The following is a 19,083-nucleotide window of genomic DNA, read 5'->3' on the forward strand; positions in this document are numbered from 1 at the left end:
CTCAGCCCCTCAAAGTGTCGCGCAGCACATCGAAGACGCGGGCATCCAACGTCTGGGAAACATTGAAGCGCATAAAGTTCTGGGCTGACTGTGAAAGGCTGAACGCGTTTCCTGGGGCGAAGACAATTTTCCGTTCCAGGGCAGCGCGTGCAACATCGGCAGCGTTGACGTCTCCGGGCAACCGGCACCAAAGAAACATGCCTGCCGAGGGTTCCAGCCAGGGAACGATGCCGAGGTTCTTCAGCTTCGCCGAGACGTTAAACATCGCCTCCGAGAGCCGGCTGCGCAGAGCCTCGACATGCTTGCGGTAGCTGCCATCGCTGAGGACCTTATAAACAAGTTCGGACGAAAGCCGCCCGCCGCCGAATGTGGTGGCGATCTTGAGGTCGATCAGTGCGTCGACCCATTCCGGCTTTGCGGCGATGAAACCGCAGCGGGCCGAGGCCGACAGGGTTTTGGAGAAGCTTCCGATATGGATGACCCTGTCCAGGCCATCAAACGCCGCAAGACGGGGCGCCGGCGTGTGCTCGAAATCGGCGAAAATATCGTCCTCGACGATGGTGAGCTCGAATTGATCAGCGATCTTCAAGACCTTGTGGGCCGCAACAGGAGAAAGCGTCGCGCCTGTCGGGTTGTGGATTGCCGAGTTGGTGATGTAGAGGCGTGGTCGATGTTCAGCAACAACCTGGCTGAACAGTTCGATGTTCGGACCTGAGGGTGTATAGGGAACGCTGACGATCCTGGCACGATGGGCCCGCAGCAGCGCCTGGAAATTGAAGTAGCAGGGATCATCCACCAGCACGACGTCATCAGGCTCGAGAAGGAAACGGCAGAGGAGATCGATCGCCTGTGTGCCCGATTCCGTCAGCATGATCTGATCCGGGGAGGCCTCCACGCCTCGCTCCGCCATGCGTCGCGCAATGTGCTGGCGTAACGGCGGTAATCCGAGGGGCGAGCCGTAGTCGGCGAACGCCGTGTTGTCGGCACGCGACAGTGTTCGCAAGGCCCGTCGAATGCCGTTTTCCGGAAGCCAGGACGGTGGGAGCCAGCCGCAGCCTGGCTTCAGATCCCCGTCATCGGCTTCAAGCGACTGCCGGGAAACCCAGAACGGATCGACGGCTCGGTCCAGCTTGGGGCCGATGTCGGAGAGGGAAAATGGAGCGGCCTGGTTTGCGACGTAGAAACCGGAACCCGGTCGAGACAGGATCACGCCTTCGGCAACCAGGCGCTCATAGGCGTCGACGACGGTCGACGTGGACACGCCGGATGTTTTGGCCATTGCCCGAACGGATGGCAATTTCGCGCCTGGCGTCAGGTTGCGGCCGGCGATCCGTTGCCGGATCGTGGCCATGACCGTCGCCACCCGGCTGGTGTTGAGTTCCGTATTTAAATCCATCTGTACTGCTACCTCAGGCATAACAGTTTTCCTGAACTGTACCAGATTGTCGCTGGCGCTGCCATGGCTTTGGGCCGATAAGAACGGCATGTGAGAAAGGCAGTGTACATGGACCGCACCGCATCTGGGTGGCTTAACGGCCTTATTGGCGTAGTGATTTTCAGCGGCTCGCTACCCGCCACGCGTGTGGCGGTCATGCAGTTTGATCCGGTGTTTCTGACAGTGGCGCGAGCGGGAATTGCAGGAGCACTGGCGCTTTTGCTTTTGCTGCTGTTCAAGGAGAAGCGTCCGGCAAGAGACGATCTGATATCGCTGGTGGTGGTTGCCGCAGGCGTGGTGGTCGGCTTTCCATTGTTGACTGCGCTTGCCCTGCAGCATGTTACCTCGGCACATTCGGTGGTCTTTATCGGGCTCCTGCCACTTGCCACCGCCATCTTTGGCGTGATCCGCGGCGGGGAACGTCCGAAGTTGGCATTCTGGCTCTTTGCAGTGATGGGAAGTGCGCTGGTCTGCAGTTTCGCCGTGGCGCAGGGACTGAGTGCTGCGCCCCTCGGAGACGCCTTGATGATGGCGGCGATCGTCGTCTGCGGGCTTGGTTACGCCGAAGGGGCGAAGCTCTCGCGGAAACTCGGGGGATGGCAGGTCATTTCCTGGGCGCTCGTTCTGTCGCTGCCGCTGATGATCCTTGCGTCGATCTGGTTCATGCCAACAAGCTTCTCGGGCATCAATGCCCCTGCGTTGGCGGGCCTCGTCTATGTCTCTTTATTCAGCATGCTGATCGGCTTTGTTTTCTGGTATCGGGGCCTGGCACAAGGCGGAATCGCGAGCGTAGGTCAACTGCAATTGCTTCAGCCCTTCCTCGGCCTGACGCTTGCCGCAACGCTGCTGCATGAAACGGTGACCTGGACGATGTTTGCGGTAACCGCAGCGGTAATTGCCTGCGTGGCGGCTGCCCGCAAATTTGCCCGATAGCGCGGCGCCTCGTTGTCGGCAGCGTCTTTCAAGCGCCGTCGAACCTGAGTGCTCCTTCCGCTTCCAGACGAACGCGGCCCCTTCCGACCCTGACAATCCGGATTGGGGCCTGCTTCTCTTCGAGCCGCCGGCGCAGCAGCAACAGCCGGGTCTCGAGATTGTCCTTGATCTCCGGCATCCGGCCGCCAACGGCCAGCCGCATCTCCCTGTTGGTGAACTCGTTGCGGCCGTCGCTCAGGTGCCATTCGAGCATCAGACGAAGCAGCGTACCGGCAATGCCCTTCACGATATAGGTACCGTCGACGAACACGCTGTCGTCCACGCGATGATGGACAACGCGGATATCCCGGCCGCTGGCCGCAGGTTCGGACGCGAGCGCGGGTGCACCCTGCGTCGGCTCGGCCGACGCCGCCTCCCGTTCGCTCGCCCTCAAGGCGCTGGCGGCCTGTCCTGCCAGAATTTCAAGCGCGGCCTCATCTTCCTCGCGGAAGGCCAGCCGTTCCGTGCTTTCGACGAAAAGTACTCCGGTCACGGTGCCTCGAGCTGACATGGGTACGGCGATCTGGCTCATTACCATGGGCAATTGCGGAAAGGCGACGATACGCGTGGCGTTTTCCGATGCCTCTGCCTCCATACCGATCGCTTCCCCGAGCCGGCGCACGCGGCTCATGTCGCTGACCTTGATCGTTTGTCCGCTCGTTGCCGCCGCGCCGATCATCCCCTCGCTCCCGGCGATTTCGGATCCCAGTCCCGAACGGTCGTAGCCGAGGCTGCCGGTCGTGACCAGGCAGCCGCGATGGCTATCTTGGATGAGCACGACCGCATTTCGATATCCAAGAACGCGCTGAATGCCGGCGAGGAGGCTATCGATGATCTCGTCCGTTTCTCCCTGCCGTTCGATGGCCCGTATTGCGTCCGATAGAGCGGGAAGGCTGACGGGATCACGGCCTGTCGGGCTACGCGCGGTTTCCACCGGGGAGGGGACCTTCTCGATGCGGCGCACACGGAAGATATCCGCGCTCCGCAGCCGCATTACCTCCGACATGCCGACCTGCGCGCTGCTCGCCTTGAGCTGGAGCGCTATCTTGTCGAACAGCTGGCCGGCATCGACGGAGCGCACGAATCCGATGTCGAGCAGGAACTGGTCGCCCGTGAAGCCATCGACAAGGATCAGCGCGACCTGAGGGTTGGCGCGCACATTCGCCGCCGTCTTGGCAAAGAACTGATTGGAGAGGGCAACGTGGTCTTCATCGACCCGCACCACATGAGAAAGATAGGAGATGTTTGGCGTTCCGTCGGCCGCGGCAGTGGCGATGATGGAGGGAATGACGCCTTCGAAGCAGGCTGACAGGTCGCTGAGACGCAAGCTCATCTGGGCCTCGCGAAAGCCAGCATGCCGGCAAGCGGGCCGGGCGTCTGGATATATATTTCACTCACGGAAAGCCGAACGACCTTGGCCTCGCGAGCAGTAAGCCACGGCGTAATGATGCGCCCGGGCACTCCAAGGGCTTCAAGCTCGCCCGTGGCTGCCGCGATGAAGCGGTCGGCACAATCGATATCATGTGCCTCCGTGTCCCGCATCGAGGCGGCCCCCTTGAGCTGAAAGCTTACATAGTCAGATGGACTGACGAAGGTGGCGGCAATCCGGCCCGTCTGCCGGACGGAGGTTTCGAGCCGAGGCCATTGCCAGGACGAGAAGATGACGTCGATCGTCTCCCGGTCGTCGAAAATGTGGAAGCCGACTCCGCGTCCAGCCGATGGGTGCCCCGTTTCGTCGGCGGCGGCTATGATGCACATAAGTGGTCGCTTGAAGAAATCGAGAAGCTTGTCGTCGACCTGCACCGCCGCCCCCACTGCGTGTCCTAACCCTCTTTAGCATCCTTTTAGGATATTCGGCACGGTTTGCACATTCTTTTAGGAACGCGCGGTTTTCCGGCGCGCTATAGAAACGCCGCACGGATTGGACCGTCTGGATAACCATCTGCCCCGTCGTTTGCGGATCTATGCCACCGAAGCTGCAAACGCCGAGATCATGCCGCCATATCGAACCGGCACGGCATCCGAACCCGTCCGTGCACGAAATCGTCGCAACCGAAACGGCTGAAGCCTGGAGTGAATGATGGAGAAGTTTACGCATGCGGCGGTATCGCCGCCGAACCATGGAACGCCCGCAATGGCGTTCGGCAAGCATGTCATACGCATGATGGCGGCCAACACCGGCGGTTCGTTCGGTATGTTTGAGGCCACCGTGCCGCCCGGGGAAGGTCCGCCGCTTCATATGCACGAGCGCGAGGATGAGTTCTTCCGTGTCCTGTCTGGCCGCTTCGGTTTCTGGTGTGCCGGTGACTATGTCGAACTAACGGAAGGCGGCTGCATCGCGCTGCCACGCGGCGTTCCGCACCGCTTCCGGAATGTCGGCGAAAGCGAAGGCCATATCATGGTCGTTGTGACGCCCGGCGGGTTCGAGAATTTCTTTCCGATCATCGAGCTTTGCAAGCCCGAAACGCCCGAGCAAATCGCCTCTGTCGCGATGGATTTCGGCCTGACCTTCCTGCCCGTCGAAGGCCGCAAGGTCGCCTGATCCGGCGACAAGCCACCCTGAAATACAGCATCGAGAATTCAATAACGGTCCATCGAAAGGAGACCGAAGGATGACACGCGCGCCTTCAAACGAAAACGAAATGACGCTGACAGCCGATCAGCTGGATGCCTATCTTGCTAAGATCGGGGTCTCCCGGCCTATTTCTCTCGACCTTCAGGGCCTATCGAGACTGCATCGCGCCCACCTCATGACATTCACATGGGAAGCGCTGGATGCCTTCATGGAGTGGCCGTCCTCGATCACACCAAGATCGGCTTTCGCCAAGATGGTGGAAGGAAGGCGCGGTGGTTGGTGCTACGAGATGAATGGCCTCTTCGGTGCGGCTCTCGATGCACTCGGCTTTCGAGTGACCCGCCTTTGCGGCGGCGTCGACCGTGAAAAGCTGGGGGACATCGCGATCGGCAATCACCTGACGCTACGGGTCGATCTTCATCGACCTTATCTCGCCGAAGTGGGCGTGGCCGACGCCATCATCGATCCCGTCCCGCTTGCCGTCGGACCCATCAGCCAGCGCGGTTTCGATTTTTCGATCATGCCGACAGATGACGGTTGGTTGCGCTTCAACAATCACATGCGGGGTATAGCGTCCAGCTTCGATTTCCGGGCGGACCACAGCGACGAGGCGGCCATGGCAGCCACGCATGCCTGGTTGATGCAGGACCCGGGGTCGCCGTTCACAAATGCGCTTGCCGTTCTGCGTCATACCACGGACGGCTATGTCGCCCTGCAGAACGATCGCTTGCGCAGCGTCACGCCGAACAGCGTTCGCGAGCTGCGCATCACAAGCGCGGACCATCTCGCGGACACGTTCGAAACCTTCTTCGACCTCGACGTTCCCCAATTCGGACGGGTCTGGGAAAAGATCCAGGCGATCGGTCATAACAAGGCGGCCTGAAAAGGCCGCCCATCAACACTCTGGAACTCAAGGAAACATCGATGCTTCAGATAACTGCATTCTATGACCGTCTCGCCCTGAACACGGCACTCGCCATCGGCGGGGTTGAGGCATCGGCATAAGGTTCCGTGTATGGGGGCGCCCAAAAAGCCGTGAAACCTGAGAACTCCGTACTACGACATGGCCAAGGCGGCGGCCGTGCCATGAGAGGGATGCCAAAAGACCGAACCTCTTACGTCGCTGCAAGCAAGAGAATGTAAGCGACGACGGTCACCATCAGCCCCCGGAATGCGCAGACGACGCACCGGTATTTCCCACGCGCGATGGTCGAAAGAATGTCGGCGTTTTCGAGGTATTGTTCAAACAGATAGCCGGCGTCGCGCTTGCCCGCGGCTTCACAAAAGTGTCCTCGGTGCTTGTGCCAGGTGCCCCAGAACAGGGATGTTGACGAATTCAAGTGCCGGGGCAGGACGACGAGAATCGCAGAAAGAATCGAGAAGATTGAAGCCAGAGCAAGCGCGCCGGAGAAAAGAATGCCTACCGGCGTCCCGTGAGTGTAGCGGCTCCAGGCAAAAACCTCACGTCCCTCGCTCGATGTAACAAGAAACGCGAGCATGAATGTAAAAATATACGCAGCTTTTTGGTCTGAAATCTTGATTTGATCGTAGAATATATCGTTTATCTTCTTGATATGATCGAAGTACTCGGAGCTAATATCTGCATTTGTTGGAGGACTACTCAAAAAGTCCGTGGTGTTCTCGACGTCACTCACATTGCATCCCCATGCTGAAGTGTTTCTCTAATATTACACTCCTGGAACAAAGCAAATCCCTGTGGTTCTCCCGCTTGACTTTTCAACTATAGGCAGACAAATCCTTCCAATATGTGGGGTAGATTTACGAGATACGCGTGCGGGGGCACAGCGATCGCGGTGATTGCGTTATATTTGACGCATCCCGCCGCGGCGGAGCCTATCCAGCGAACCGCGCGAGCTGCTGGCTCGGTGATTGACCGCAAGACGGGAGAAGAGGTTCGTTTCGTCGATCTCTCCGATTGGCAGAACGTCGCTCTTCATCAAGACTTGCTCGGCGGCGACGTGCTGCGCACCAATGCCAATGGTCAATTGGCGATCCTGTTTGCCGATCACACGCAGGTGCGCCTGGGCCGCAATTCTGCGCTACAGGTCAAGCAGATGGCTGCCGACGGTGACACGATTCTCAATTTGCAATCTGGTACGATCTGGGCACGCGCTCAGCGCGGTGGCCAGGGCCTGACGGTCGAGACGCCGGCCGCAGCCGCTGCCATTCGTGGCACCGACTGGACAATGACGGTCAAGGGCGACCAGACCTCACTGATCGTGCTCGAGGGCCGGGTAGAGCTTAAAAACGAGCACGGTAGCGTCGAAGTCGCACAGGGCGAAGCGGCAGTTGCGACGATCGGACAGGCACCGCGCAAGCTGGTCATTGTGACACCAGACGATCGCGAGCAGATGCTGTTCTATCTAACGCTGCGCGGTGGTTTTACCTTCATGCCTGCCTCGCCCCTGCCGATGCAGAAAATGAGGTCCGAGCGCAGCCGCATCGAAGCCAGGGCACCGGAAGCAAGAACCGCGGAAGACTGGTTGACGCTCGCCGAAGTACAGTTGTCATTTGATGGTCGCCGGGAGGCACTCGGGTCGTTGGCGAGAGCTCGGGCGCTCAAGTTGTCGGTTACCCAAAGCGCCCGTGCAGATTTGATCGAAGCCCTGATCGCCGGCGCCGAAAAACGCTACGACGATGCAGCACGACTGTTCTCACGGGCCGAGCCTGCACTCGATCCACAGCGCCGGAGCATTGCCGCCTACGGTGGCTACTATTCCCGCTCCCTACGCGACCCCGATCATGTGGAGACGCCCCCCGCATCGATCACAGGTCCCTATGCTGCGGTTATGAAGGCCTATACGGCCGGCTTCCTCGAAGATATTCCCGCGGCCATCAGGACGATGAAGGAAGCAGAAGCGCGTTATCCGACGGATTCGCGGCTGCCGGCACTGCGCGCACAGCTTGCCCTTCTGATCAATGACCGCGCCCAGATGCGGGAGGCGATCGAACGGTCACTTTCGATCGACCCCATGGATCCTGATGGCTTGCAAGCCCGCGCTCGTATGCGCGCCGACTTCGAGGGAAATCTCGATGCAGCGCTTGCAGACCTGAACAAAGCGATCGAGATTGCGCCAGGCTCCGCGATGGCATGGAATGATCTCGGCCTGCTGCAGGATGCTCGCGGTGCCAGCCGTGAGGCGGAGGTGGCCTTTAAAAAGGCGATCGAACTCGATCCCGACGATCCGATCAGCCACGCCAATCTTGCGATCCTTTATCTCGACCAATCGCGCATGAAGGAAGCCAAGCGAGAGATCGACCTGGCACTGGCCGCCGATCCAGCCTTCGACGTCGCACTGCTTGCGCGTGGACGCTACTATCTCCAGACGGGTGAACGAGAAAAGGCGATCGAAGACCTGCTCGCGGCATCCACCGCCAATCCGAGCTACTCGCAAGCGCAGCTCATGCTGGCCGCAGGCCACTATGAGCGTGGCGACAGGGATCCTTCAAATCAGGCGCTCGAGAATGCCGACCGACTGGACAAGAATGATCCCGTTATTGCAGCATTTCGAACCGCCGTTGCTATTGACGACTACGATGCCGACGGCGCGATAGCAAACGCTCAGGAGTTTCTGAGGCGCGCGCGTGCCCGCGGCGGGGATTTCAGCGCGCTTGGAGCCAACCAGGACGCCGGATCCACGCTCAACAACGCGTTTCGCTTGCAGGGCCTCGACGCCTGGGGCCGATATTACGGCGACGCGGTCTTTGATCCGTTTGAAGGTAGCGGTTTTACTGACCAGGCCCTCAAGGGAAGTATCAACCCGTTCAAGAACGCCATTACCTTTGGCGACAGCGTGATTGAAAACACCGCCAACGCAACGAGCTTTTCCTCCCTGTTCCAGGGACTGCTGCTCGATCCGCACATGTTGTCAGGTCGGTCGAGATCGGCCACGCTCCTTCGCACGCCATTTATCGAAGGTTCTATCGGTGGCGGCATAAACAACGTTGGCGGCCACACCGGGCGTGTCGGTGAAGCCGAGATTCAGGGCTTTGCCAACGAGACGATCCCGATCAGCTTTTTCGGCAATTTCGAGTGGGAGGAAATTCCAGCCGAAGGAGATTATGCCAACTTCGGAAACTTCTCTACCGAGAACAAGCTGCTGAGCGCCAACGGCTATATCACGGCCACTCTAACCCCTGAGGATCGGCTGGTTGCCTTCATCAATCAAAGCCGAAGCGACTTCGACCTGAATTCGCTGACGCTTGATCCATCGCCTTCGGCCCGGTTCAATGACGAACTCTTCTTTCCTCTTCTCGGATTTGACCTCGCTCCGCCCGAACTGCCCTTCTATCGCAACGAACGCAACAGTCTCGATAATCTCAACAGTGGCGTAGGCTGGAGCCACACATTCGGCTACCGAAATATCGTTAATGCGGCACTGCTTTATTCTGAAGTTAAGTCGCAGAGTACGAATGACTTCGTGTTCGATCAGTCTGCTGTGCCTTTCCTCGGAGGGCCGCCGCCGGACCTCGTTCCCTTCGGGCACACAAATGAAAGCCTATCGTCCAAAAGCTATGTCGCAGCCATCAGTCACAGCCTTGGCACTGACAACGGCTTGACCTGGCGCTACGGACTTGAGGGAGGATGGATCGACACGCGTGCCAGCGGCTTTGCCGAGTTCTTCGAGCTGTTCCCCCTCTTTGTCCCGGATGTGACGATCGACCCTGAAGAAGCATCCAATCGAACAAACCTGACGCGCGCCTACGTAGACTTGCTGCACGAGATCACCCCGGACCTGAAGGCTGAGTATGCGCTCCATGCGACGTGGCTGGATGGAGACGGTACGGATGTCAGCCGGCTGGAGCCGCGATTGGGCGTGGCCTGGGCGCCGGTCGAAGATCAATGGTTGCGCGCCGCATTCATGCGTCAGAGCGTTGAGATAGGCGTTCCGACACTTGCCCCGATCGGTATTGTCGGGCTGCAGCCCAATCAGATTGCAGTTGGAGTCGATGGCTATGTCGACACTGCTCAACTACAATGGGATTCCCAGTGGACGGACAGATTCTTCACGTCCATGGGCTATCAGCACCAGGAACTGCACGACATGACGATCGGGCTGCCGCTGACGGCGCTCCCCGCCTTGGATAGTTTGAATTTGGAACGAGCAAGCCTCGACCGCGCAAGCGTCACGGCAAATTTTGCGTTGGGGAACGGGTTTGGCCTTTCCGCGACCTATGCTCGTATGGACTCGGAGAACAAGGATGAAGCAAGCGTCAACTTTGGCGGTGCGCTTCCGTTCGTTCCACGCAACTCGGGTCAGGTCGCTCTAACCTGGGTTAACGAAGCGAAGGTGAAAGCGACGATCGCTGCGAATTATATCGGCAAACGGGACGGAGACGACATCGGGACAGAGCTTGATGACTTCTGGACGCTTGATGCCAATTTGATATGGGAGCCGTTCGACAAGCGCTTTGCTCTTGAAGTGGCTGCGTTCAACCTCCTCGATGAGACATTTGAAATAACGCCGGGTGTTCCTGGTTGGGGACGTGCCGTGAAGGGCACATTCAAAGTTCGTTTCTGATGAACAAGACACCGACCCTTGGTCCGGCTTCAGGATCTGCTGGTTGGCTGTTCAGCAACCGCAGCCTCCGGCTGCTCGTCCTTATTCTCCTGACATTGATCGGGATCTCGCTACTCTCGCGCCTGCCGGCTTGGCCGCTACTGGAGCTCAAATCCTTCGACTATCTGTCGACGATCGATGGCCTGGCGCCGCCGGGGGAGGGGCCGGTGATCGTTGCCATCGACGAGCCTTCACTTGCGGCAATAAACGCACAATGGCCGTGGCCGCGCAGCTTGCATGCTCAGTTGATCCGGCAATTGCGAGAAGCCGGCGCAAAGGCAGTCGGCCTCGATATCATCATGGCAGAGCCCTCGACACCGGAGAACGATACTGCAATTGCCGCCGCGGTCGGCCCTGACATCGTGCTTGCAGGCGACGAAACCTTGATCGAAACGCCGCAAGCCGACCAACTCGTGCGGGCTACACCTTTGCCTCAACTCACCGCGGCCGGTGCTCGCACGGGCATTGCCTCAATCGAACTTGGTGGGGACGGTGTCTTCCGGACCATCCCGATCTACGAAGACGGCTTTGCCGCCACGCTTTTGCGAGCCGCTGGCCACGATGGCGTGCCGGTCCCGCAGGACGCGATGATCCAGTCCTTTGGCCCAGCACGGAGCTATCAGACGGTCTCATATTATCAGGCCCTCGACCCGAAGACGTTTCTGCCCGAAGGAACGTTCAATAACCGCGTTGTCCTGGTGGGTCTTAGTCTCCAGAACGCCCCGGAGATCGACAAGGGAGGTGCTGACGCCTTTGCCACCCCATATACGATGCATACGGGGAAGCTCACGGCCGGCGTAGAGATCCAGGCAACGATCTATGACAATCTTCGGCAACGGCTGTCGATCAATCGCACGAGCATGGTGCCTTTTATTGGATTTGTTCTGCTCGCAGCCGCATTCGCTGCTGCAGCCGTCTGGAAATCGACTGGCTGGCTCACCCTCCTGGCAACTGTTGTCGCCATCTGCTTATTCGCACTGCTGTCCTACACGGGCCTGCGTTTCGGCCATTTCTTCGTATCACCGCTTGGGCCGACCGTTGCATTTGCCTCGGTCGCCTTCGGCCAGGCCGCTTTCGACTTTGCGGAAGAGCGCCGAAACAAGCAACGCATTACCCGCGCATTTTCTCAATACATTTCACCCGATCTTGTCAAAAGGCTATCGGATGACCCTTCGCAGCTGAAACTCGGCGGCGAGAGACGAACGTTGTCGGTGCTATTTTCCGACGTCCGTGGCTTTACGACAATCGCCGAGACGATGAAGGATGATCCGGAAAAGCTAACCGGCCTGATCAACCGCCTGCTGACGCCGCTCTCCGATATCGTCATGGATCACGGAGGGACAATCGATAAGTACATGGGCGACTGCATCATGGCATTCTGGAACGCTCCCCTCGATGACCCCGAGCACGCGCTCCACGCTGTTCAGGCATCGATTGCAATGCAGACGGCCATCGGGAAGCTCAACAAGGAACTCGAGATAGAAGCGCGTGCAAGCGGTTCACCACAGCATGTTCTCAAGATGGGCGTTGGGATCAATACAGGCGAATGTGTCGTCGGCAACATGGGCTCGAGCCGGCGCTTCGACTATTCCTGCCTTGGGGATTCAGTCAATCTTGCTTCGCGCCTGGAAGGGGCGTCAAAAAACTACGGCGTAGCTATCTTGCTTGGGGAGGAAACTGCACGTCTCGTAGGCGGGTTTTATAACGTCATGGAGCTCGACCAAATCGTCGTGAAGGGACGAACGACGCCGTCGCCTGTGTATACGATTGTTGAGGACGCAAGCGCGGAGCAGGTGGAGCTGCATAAAACTTTCCTGGCCGCTAAGTACAATCGAACGTTGCTTCCCCTCGATGAGAGGTTTGAGACGCTCACCGCGGCCTTTCCATCGCTTCGTCTCTATTACTCAATTGTCCAAAGCGAGTGTGCGCGGCGGGTCGACGACTAGTCGGACAATGTCGATCTCGGCCCGTGCAACCTTCGTCAGGCATGGGCAAGCGCCCCCTGACAGCCGGAGATTTGCGCCGCAACCGATCTACGTTGCAGACAGGCGGAGCCAATGGCTATCCACCTGCATAAAGGTTGGAATGTTACGCCCGGTTCCGGTGAATTTACCGTTGCGTACTTCAGTCGCGAGGAATTGAAGGCAAACTCGATACGGGCGGTGATGGGCTGAGGTTAGCTCCCTTGCCGCCGGATATCGGAGGAAGTCTGAATGACGGCGCGTGACGATATTTTCGAGCTTGGCAAACGGGTCAGCCAATCCATCATTGGTCAAAACACAATGGTCGAGCGGCTGATCATTGGTCTCCTTGCAAACGGGCACCTGCTTGTCGAAGGTCTTCCGGGACTTGCCAAGACGCGAGCAATCAAGAGCCTGGCGAAGAACCTCGATTCAGAGCTGTCACGTGTGCAGTTCACGCCGGATCTGCTTCCCGCCGACATTACTGGTTCGGAGGTGTATTTTTCCGAAGGTGGAAAGGGCGAGTTCAAGTTTCAGCAGGGACCGATCTTCGCAAACCTTATCCTCGCCGACGAGATAAACCGCGCGCCAGCCAAGGTCCAATCCGCGCTTTTGGAAGCGATGGAGGAGCGGCAGGTAACCGTCGGCGGCACAAGCTATCCGCTGCCCGACCTTTTCATGGTGATGGCGACGCAGAACCCTATCGAGCAGGAAGGCACCTATCCCTTGCCGGAAGCTCAGCTTGACCGCTTCCTGATGCATGTCGAAGTCGGCTACCCCGACGAGACGTCCGAGGTCGCAATCATGCGCCTCAATCGCGACGAGGAGAATGCAGGGCAGAACAAAGACAAGCACGCCGATGCCCCGAGACTCAATCCCCAGGCGATATTCGACGCGCGGAAGGAAATCGGTGCCACTGCGGTGTCAGAGCCGGTGGAGAAATACATCGTCGCTCTGGTGATAGCCACGAGGTACCCGGATCGCTACGACAAGGATCTCGCCAAACTATTGCATGTCGGGGCGAGCCCGCGCGGCGTCATCAGCCTCGACAAGGTTTCACGATCGCATGCCTGGCTCAAGGGGCGCGACTATGTGACGCCCGACGACGTCAAGGCGGTCGTCAACGACGTCCTGCGCCATCGCCTTATTCTGTCCTATGAGGCGCATGCCTCTAATACGAGCGCGGATGAGGTGATCAACCGCATCACTGAATTGGTGGCAGTTTCATGAAGGATTTCATGAAGGCCCCGGCACCGAGCATCGGGAACGGCATACATGTCACGACCCAGGAACTTGTTGCCCTGGAGGGACGCGCGCGCGACCTGGCTTTCATGCAGCGTGCGCGTAGCCATCAGCAGCTTGCGGGGCGCATGCAGTCCTCGGTGCGTGGCCGGGGTTTGATTTTCGAAGAGCTGCGAGAGTACCTCCCCGGTGACGACGTCCGCGCGATCGATTGGCGCGTCACCGCCCGAACGAGGAAGCCCGTCGTCAGGGTCTACGGCGAGGAAAAGGAGCGTCCTGCAATTGTTGTCGTGGACCAGCGCATCAACATGTTCTTTGGCAGCCGCTTCGCGATGAAATCGGTAGCAGCCGCGCAAGCGGCGATGCTCGCGGCCTGGCGCATACTGGGGTCCGGTGACCGCGTCGGCGGCTTCGTGTTTAATGATGAAGACATCAGCGAGATCAAGCCGCACCGCAGCCGGAATGCCGTGATTGCGCTGGCGGACAGGATCGCCGAAAAGAACGGGATGTTGAAGTCCACCTATGCGGGCGCACCATCACCCGAGGCATTGGACAACGTTCTCCGGCAGGTCGCGGGCGTCGCACATCACGATTTTCTCCTCGTCGTGGTGAGTGACTATGATGGCCATGGGGACACAACGCGGCAGCTCCTTCTCGAGCTTTCCAGCCGCAACGATGTCATCTGCCTGCTGATCTACGATCCGTTCATGCTGGAATTGCCGACAACCGGGGATATCGTGGTGAGCGGCGGTGCGCTGCAGGCCGAACTCTCGTTCAGGCAAGCCGGCGTGCGCCAGTCCATAGATACCTTTGCCCGTGATCGCGGTCGCGAACTGCGGGAATGGCAACGGCAACTTGGCCTTCCAATGCTTCCGATTTCCACCGCAGAAGAGGTCGCTCCACAGCTCAGAAGCCTGCTTGAGCAATCCGCCTGGCGCCAGCGGAGGCGCTGATGGACTCCGAACCCAAACTCGACCCCATCACCGAAATGGCGCTTCGTTCGCTGAAGGACATCGCGGTTCCCGCGCCGGTTTCCTGGATGCCTCAAACCTGGGGCTGGCTGATTGTCGCGCTGCTCCTGCTCTCTGCGATCTTATTGTGGTGCGCGCTCGCCTATCGTCGGTGGCGGAAAAACGCCTACCGCCGAGAAGCCTTGAAGCACCTTGAGGCAATAGAGGTCGCGGTTCGTGACGCCGATAAACGCGCGCGGGCACTCCGCGACCTTGGTGAATTGCTCAAGCGTACAGCTCTGGCGGCTTGGCCGCGGAAGGATGTTGCCGCGACCTCCGGGCTGGCTTGGGCAGCGTTTCTTGTCGAGCATGGCAATATGAAGAATGGGGAAGCATTTCAGCGGTTCTTTGACGATCTTGAATACCAGGCGGCTGCCCTGGTTTCCACAGAGGCTGCAGACGGACTTGTTCGCGACGCTCGACGATGGATCGAGGGGCACCATGTACCAGCTTGATTTCCCCTGGCTGCTCCTGATCTTGCCGGCTCCCCTGATCGTGTGGTGGTTGTTGCCCCCGCATCGTGAAACGTCCGCTTCGATCCGCCTCCCATTTTTCAACGAGGTCGCACGCGCCGCCGGCGTGGAGCCCACCGAGGGCTCCGTCGTGCCGAAGAGGTCCTGGATCCAGGTCGCGGTCGATCTGATCGCCTGGTGCCTCATCGTTCTCGCTCTGGCCCGGCCGCAATATGTCGAGCCACCGGTCGTGAAGACCGAACCGCAGCGAGACATCCTGCTCGCGCTCGATCTCTCGCAATCGATGGATACGCGCGATTTCGCCGCGCCCGACGGTACCTCAAAGGCGCGCGTTGAGGCAGTTCGAACCGTTGTTTCCGATTTCGTATCCAGACGACCCGGGGATCGCCTGGGGTTGATCGCCTTCGGAGACGCGCCGTATCCCCTTGCTCCCTTCACGATGGACCACGCCCTTGTCAAAAACCTGGTGGAAAGCCTTTTGCCCGGCATTGCCGGTCCGCGCACGGCAATGGGGGATTCGCTTGGGCTCGCTATCCGAATGTTTGAGAAGACAACGGTGCCGCAAAAGGTCCTGATACTACTGACCGACGGGAACGATACAGCCAGCAAGATGCCGCCTCTGAAAGCTGCCGGCATCGCCAAAAGCAAGCAGATTGTCATCCACACGGTCGGTATTGGCGACCCTGCGGCGACGGGGGAGGACAAACTCGACACCGCGTCGCTCGAGAAGATCGCCACTGATACTGGAGGCCGCTACTTCTTTGGGGGTGATCAAAGCCAGCTTCAAGAGATTTACGACGAGCTTGATCGGATCACGCCTGAGGATCAAAAGCAGCTGTCCTGGCGTCCCCGAACCGAGCTGTTCTTCTGGCCGCTGGGCGGAGCGATCGCCACGATGCTCGCCTGGTACGGTCTAACCGGATTGTATAGCCTTGTTCGCAGGAGATTGCCGGCATGATCTCCGATTTTCATTTCCTTCGCCCTCTGTGGCTGCTCGCTCTTCTGGCGCCGCCGGCAATCGTCTGGATGGCATCCCGTTCAGGCGATATTCGCAATCGCTGGAAGGGCATGATCGCGCCGCACCTGCTCGACAGCCTCGTGATCGAGCCCGACGGGCGACGTCGGTATATGTCAGCCTGGATGTTGGCCGCCGTGATTTCGATAGCGGTGCTCGGCGCTGCCGGACCGACCTGGAAACGCGAAGCCCCTCCCTTCGTTGCCGACACGGCTTCCCTGGTCATCGCCATTGATCTTTCGCCGACGATGGACGCCATCGACGTCTCCCCCAGCAGGCTTGAACGGGTCAAGCTGAAGATCCACGATATTCTGGCTGGCCGGAATGGCGCACGAACTGCTGTCGTCGCCTACGCGGGTACAGCGCACCTGGTGGTCCCTCTGACCGATGACACCGACCTCATCGAGACCTATACCGATGCGCTCGCCACAGACATTATGCCAAAGCCCGGTAGGAATACCCCTGCGGCCCTGAAACTCGCGGATGGGCTGCTTCAGCGGGATGGAGCTCCCGGAACGATCCTCCTTATAACCGATGGCGTCGAGGCGGGAGCGACAGTCGCGACCGACGGGCTGCATAGCGCAATTGTCGTTCTCGGTGTCGGCACCCCGGAGGGTGGCGTCGTCAAGCGCTCCAACGGTAGCTTCGTCAATGACGCGGGTGGCGCTCGGATCAATGCCAAGCTGGATGTGGAAGCTCTGAAGAAGTTCGCGAATGACGCTGTAGCGGAAGTCGCGACGATGACGGACGATGACACCGACATCAGGTGGGTCGGGCAGCGCGTACGGACGAATTTCGCTCGACAAACGACGTCGCAGGGAGATCGCTGGCACGACGTCGGATGGTGGTTCATCGCACCGGCGGCGGCGCTATCAGCGCTTTCGTTTCGGCGAGGCTGGCTGGTCAAGTTCGCAGCGATCGGGCTCTGCTTTCATCTGCTCCAGCCTTCGTCCGCGGGAGCAGCCGGGTTCGTGGACCTTTGGTTGACGCCCGATCAGCAGGGCCGTCTCGCCTTTGAGCGAGGAGACTATGCATCGGCCTCCGCGCACTTCCGCGATCCCATGTGGAAGGGGACGGCGCTCTATCGTGCCGGTCACTATCAGGATGCCATCGATGCGTTTGCGTCGATCGACAGCGCGGACAGCTGGTACAATCAGGGAAACGCGTTCTTTCATCTGGGAGATCTGGAGGAAGCGGTTTCGGCCTACCAAAAGGCCTTGGAAAAACGGAAGGACTGGTCCGACGCGCAAGGAAACCTGACAATCGCGCAGAGACTGCTGAAGATACAGAAAGACAAGGAGCAGGAGCAGCAGCAGGATCCGAACGAGAAGCCCGACAGCGTTCAATTTGACAATAAAGCCGAGAAGGGCAAGGCAGGCGAGGTCCAGGTCGTCGAACAGACGTCGGAGATGTGGATGAAGAACATTCAGGTGAGCCCCGCCGATCTCATGGCGCGAAAATTTGCCATCGAGGCGGGTGAGACCAAGCCATGATGAAGTTTCTGCCGGGTGTCTTCCTTTTACTTTTACCGGCCCTGGCCTGGGGAGCGGAACCCTTCGCGCGCGCCACGGTAGAAGACAACGGCAACATTGTGCCCGGGCAGCAGGTGCGAGTTGATGTCGATGTGTTCGCGCCTGATTTCTTTACCTCGCCTCCGCAGTTTCCTCTTTTTGATGTTCCAGACGCTCTTGTCACTCTTCCAGAAGAGCGGACGCAGAACATCAGTGAAACCATCGACGGCGTTCAATATTCCGGAATCCGGAAATCCTATGCCGTCGTGCCGCAGGCGCCCGGAAAGTTTGTTCTGCCTGAAATCGACATCGGGTTGGGGTATTCGGTCGATGGAAAGCCGACAAAGGCAAGGGTGAGAATGCCTTCGGTTTCGTTCAACGCCGGAGAGGCATCCGGGGCCGGTGGGCAAAGGGTTGTCTTCGCAGCCACCGATCTCACGATCGAACAGGCTTTCGACCCGAGCGCCCCGTCGCTCAAGGTCGGCGATGCTCTCGTCAGAACAATCACGGTGACGGTGGAAAACACGCAAGCCATGATGATACCCCCGGTTGGGGTCGGGACCGTTTCGGGGCTGCATCAATACGAGAAGCAACCGAAGATCGAAGACGGCATCCCCGTCGGGCGCGAGACGGCAAGCCGCCGTACCGAAACATATGTGTATACCGCGGACAGGGAAGGGTCGTTTACAATCCCTGCGGTTTCCTATGATTGGTTCGATGTCGCGCGCAATGAGCAGACATCCGCTTCGCTGCCGTCGATAACGGTTGCCGTCTCTCCCGCCGTCGCCACTACCCCGATCAAGCCTGTACTGGATGACGTACGACGCCAGGCGCCCCACGTCGTCAGACAGAAAGTCGCGCTTGCTATCTTGGGGCTGTTGGCGGCGATGGGAGTGTTGTGGGTTGGCTTACGCTTTTGGCCGGCGATCAACAGTCTGCGGCAGAACGCACGCCTGAAATACCAGGCATCGCACGGCTGCCGCTTGAAGCGGCTCCGCCAACTCATCGGCTCGGGGAGCGAGCAAGAGATCTATAATGGTCTCCAAACCTGGAGCCGAAGTCTGGGGAATGGCACGCTGGAGGAATGGGTTCGTTTCGGCCCCGCCGACCTAGAGCGCCAGGTCGACATTCTTTCTCAAAAGCTGTTCCGATCCGGGCGTGCTGAAATCGACAGGGAGCGACTGGCCGCGGTCGTTGACTACCGCCAACCAGCGCGCCTGGACGTGTCCCCCGTGCTTCCGCCGCTCAATCCCTGATCGGAAGCCATAGATGGTTCGCCTTTGGTGGAGACCGTCCACTGGCGACGA

The 19,083-nt window shown here is 59.3% G+C and carries 15 protein-coding genes; 11 read left to right on the top strand and 4 right to left on the bottom strand.

Annotated features, from left to right (window positions below; all coding sequences use genetic code 11):
* Position 1 precedes the first annotated feature (1 nt).
* Positions 2 to 1,417, bottom strand: a complete 1,416-nt coding sequence (locus tag C934_RS0117800) for an aminotransferase-like domain-containing protein (protein WP_051085598.1) — start codon at positions 1,415 to 1,417, stop codon at positions 2 to 4.
* 87 nt (positions 1,418 to 1,504) lie between these two features.
* Here C934_RS0117800 and C934_RS0117805 point away from each other — a divergent pair, with 87 nt between their 5' ends.
* Entirely contained in the window at positions 1,505 to 2,368 is an 864-nt protein-coding gene (locus tag C934_RS0117805; RefSeq protein WP_018858007.1) for a DMT family transporter, read from the top strand.
* A 28-nt stretch (positions 2,369 to 2,396) separates the two neighbouring features.
* On the opposite strand, the gene C934_RS0117810 is transcribed toward C934_RS0117805, so the two are convergent.
* Both C934_RS0117810 and C934_RS0117815 read right to left on the bottom strand, forming a co-directional pair.
* Positions 2,397 to 3,740 (bottom strand): GAF domain-containing protein, encoded by a 1,344-nt coding sequence (locus C934_RS0117810; RefSeq protein ID WP_018858008.1) that lies wholly within the window; start codon positions 3,738 to 3,740, stop codon positions 2,397 to 2,399.
* Positions 3,737 to 4,210, bottom strand: coding sequence for a pyridoxamine 5'-phosphate oxidase family protein (locus C934_RS0117815; protein ID WP_156828764.1), 474 nt, complete (start codon positions 4,208 to 4,210; stop codon positions 3,737 to 3,739). The genes C934_RS0117810 and C934_RS0117815 overlap by 4 nt, the downstream gene beginning before the upstream one ends.
* A 277-nt stretch (positions 4,211 to 4,487) precedes the next feature.
* On the opposite strand from C934_RS0117815, the gene C934_RS0117825 reads away from it, so the two are divergent.
* Together C934_RS0117825 and C934_RS0117830 are read left to right on the top strand one after the other, a co-directional pair.
* Positions 4,488 to 4,949, top strand: coding sequence for a cupin domain-containing protein (locus C934_RS0117825; RefSeq protein WP_018858010.1), 462 nt, complete (start codon positions 4,488 to 4,490; stop codon positions 4,947 to 4,949).
* Between the two features lie 70 nt (positions 4,950 to 5,019).
* Positions 5,020 to 5,865 (top strand): arylamine N-acetyltransferase family protein, encoded by an 846-nt coding sequence (locus C934_RS0117830; protein WP_018858011.1) that lies wholly within the window; start codon positions 5,020 to 5,022, stop codon positions 5,863 to 5,865.
* A gap of 232 nt (positions 5,866 to 6,097) precedes the next feature.
* On the opposite strand, the gene C934_RS0117840 is transcribed toward C934_RS0117830, so the two are convergent.
* Entirely contained in the window at positions 6,098 to 6,637 is a 540-nt protein-coding gene (locus C934_RS0117840; RefSeq protein ID WP_018858012.1) for a Pycsar system effector family protein, read from the bottom strand.
* A gap of 111 nt (positions 6,638 to 6,748) precedes the next feature.
* On the opposite strand from C934_RS0117840, the gene C934_RS0117845 reads away from it, so the two are divergent.
* The 8 genes from C934_RS0117845 to C934_RS0117880 all read left to right on the top strand — a co-directional run bounded on the left by C934_RS0117845 (position 6,749) and on the right by C934_RS0117880 (position 19,032).
* A complete protein-coding gene (locus tag C934_RS0117845) occupies positions 6,749 to 10,525 on the top strand; it encodes a FecR domain-containing protein (RefSeq protein ID WP_026371882.1) in 3,777 nt (1,258 codons plus the stop codon).
* Positions 10,525 to 12,510 carry a CHASE2 domain-containing protein gene (locus C934_RS0117850; protein WP_018858014.1) on the top strand — a complete coding sequence of 662 codons (1,986 nt, stop codon included), beginning with the start codon at positions 10,525 to 10,527 and terminating at the stop codon, positions 12,508 to 12,510. Before C934_RS0117845 ends, C934_RS0117850 begins: the two co-directional genes overlap by 1 nt.
* Positions 12,511 to 12,777: 267 nt before the next feature.
* On the top strand, positions 12,778 to 13,755 hold the full coding sequence (locus C934_RS0117855) for an AAA family ATPase (protein WP_018858015.1): 978 nt from the start codon (positions 12,778 to 12,780) through the stop codon (positions 13,753 to 13,755).
* Complete coding sequence (locus C934_RS0117860; RefSeq protein ID WP_018858016.1) at positions 13,752 to 14,720, top strand: DUF58 domain-containing protein; 969 nt, start codon at positions 13,752 to 13,754, stop codon at positions 14,718 to 14,720. Before C934_RS0117855 ends, C934_RS0117860 begins: the two co-directional genes overlap by 4 nt.
* Positions 14,720 to 15,232: a DUF4381 domain-containing protein gene (locus C934_RS0117865; protein ID WP_018858017.1), complete on the top strand. Its 513-nt coding sequence runs from the start codon at positions 14,720 to 14,722 to the stop codon at positions 15,230 to 15,232. Before C934_RS0117860 ends, C934_RS0117865 begins: the two co-directional genes overlap by 1 nt.
* Complete coding sequence (locus C934_RS0117870) at positions 15,219 to 16,208, top strand: vWA domain-containing protein (protein ID WP_018858018.1); 990 nt, start codon at positions 15,219 to 15,221, stop codon at positions 16,206 to 16,208. The genes C934_RS0117865 and C934_RS0117870 overlap by 14 nt, the downstream gene beginning before the upstream one ends.
* The gene (locus C934_RS0117875; protein WP_018858019.1) at positions 16,205 to 17,758 is read left to right on the top strand and encodes a vWA domain-containing protein; all 1,554 of its coding nucleotides are present in this window, start codon (positions 16,205 to 16,207) and stop codon (positions 17,756 to 17,758) included. The genes C934_RS0117870 and C934_RS0117875 overlap by 4 nt, the downstream gene beginning before the upstream one ends.
* Entirely contained in the window at positions 17,755 to 19,032 is a 1,278-nt protein-coding gene (locus tag C934_RS0117880) for a BatD family protein (protein WP_018858020.1), read from the top strand. Before C934_RS0117875 ends, C934_RS0117880 begins: the two co-directional genes overlap by 4 nt.
* The last annotated feature ends 51 nt before the right edge of the window (positions 19,033 to 19,083 follow it).

This window comes from Rhizobium sp. 42MFCr.1, assembly GCF_000377185.1.
Taxonomy (GTDB): domain Bacteria; phylum Pseudomonadota; class Alphaproteobacteria; order Rhizobiales; family Rhizobiaceae; genus Rhizobium; species Rhizobium altiplani.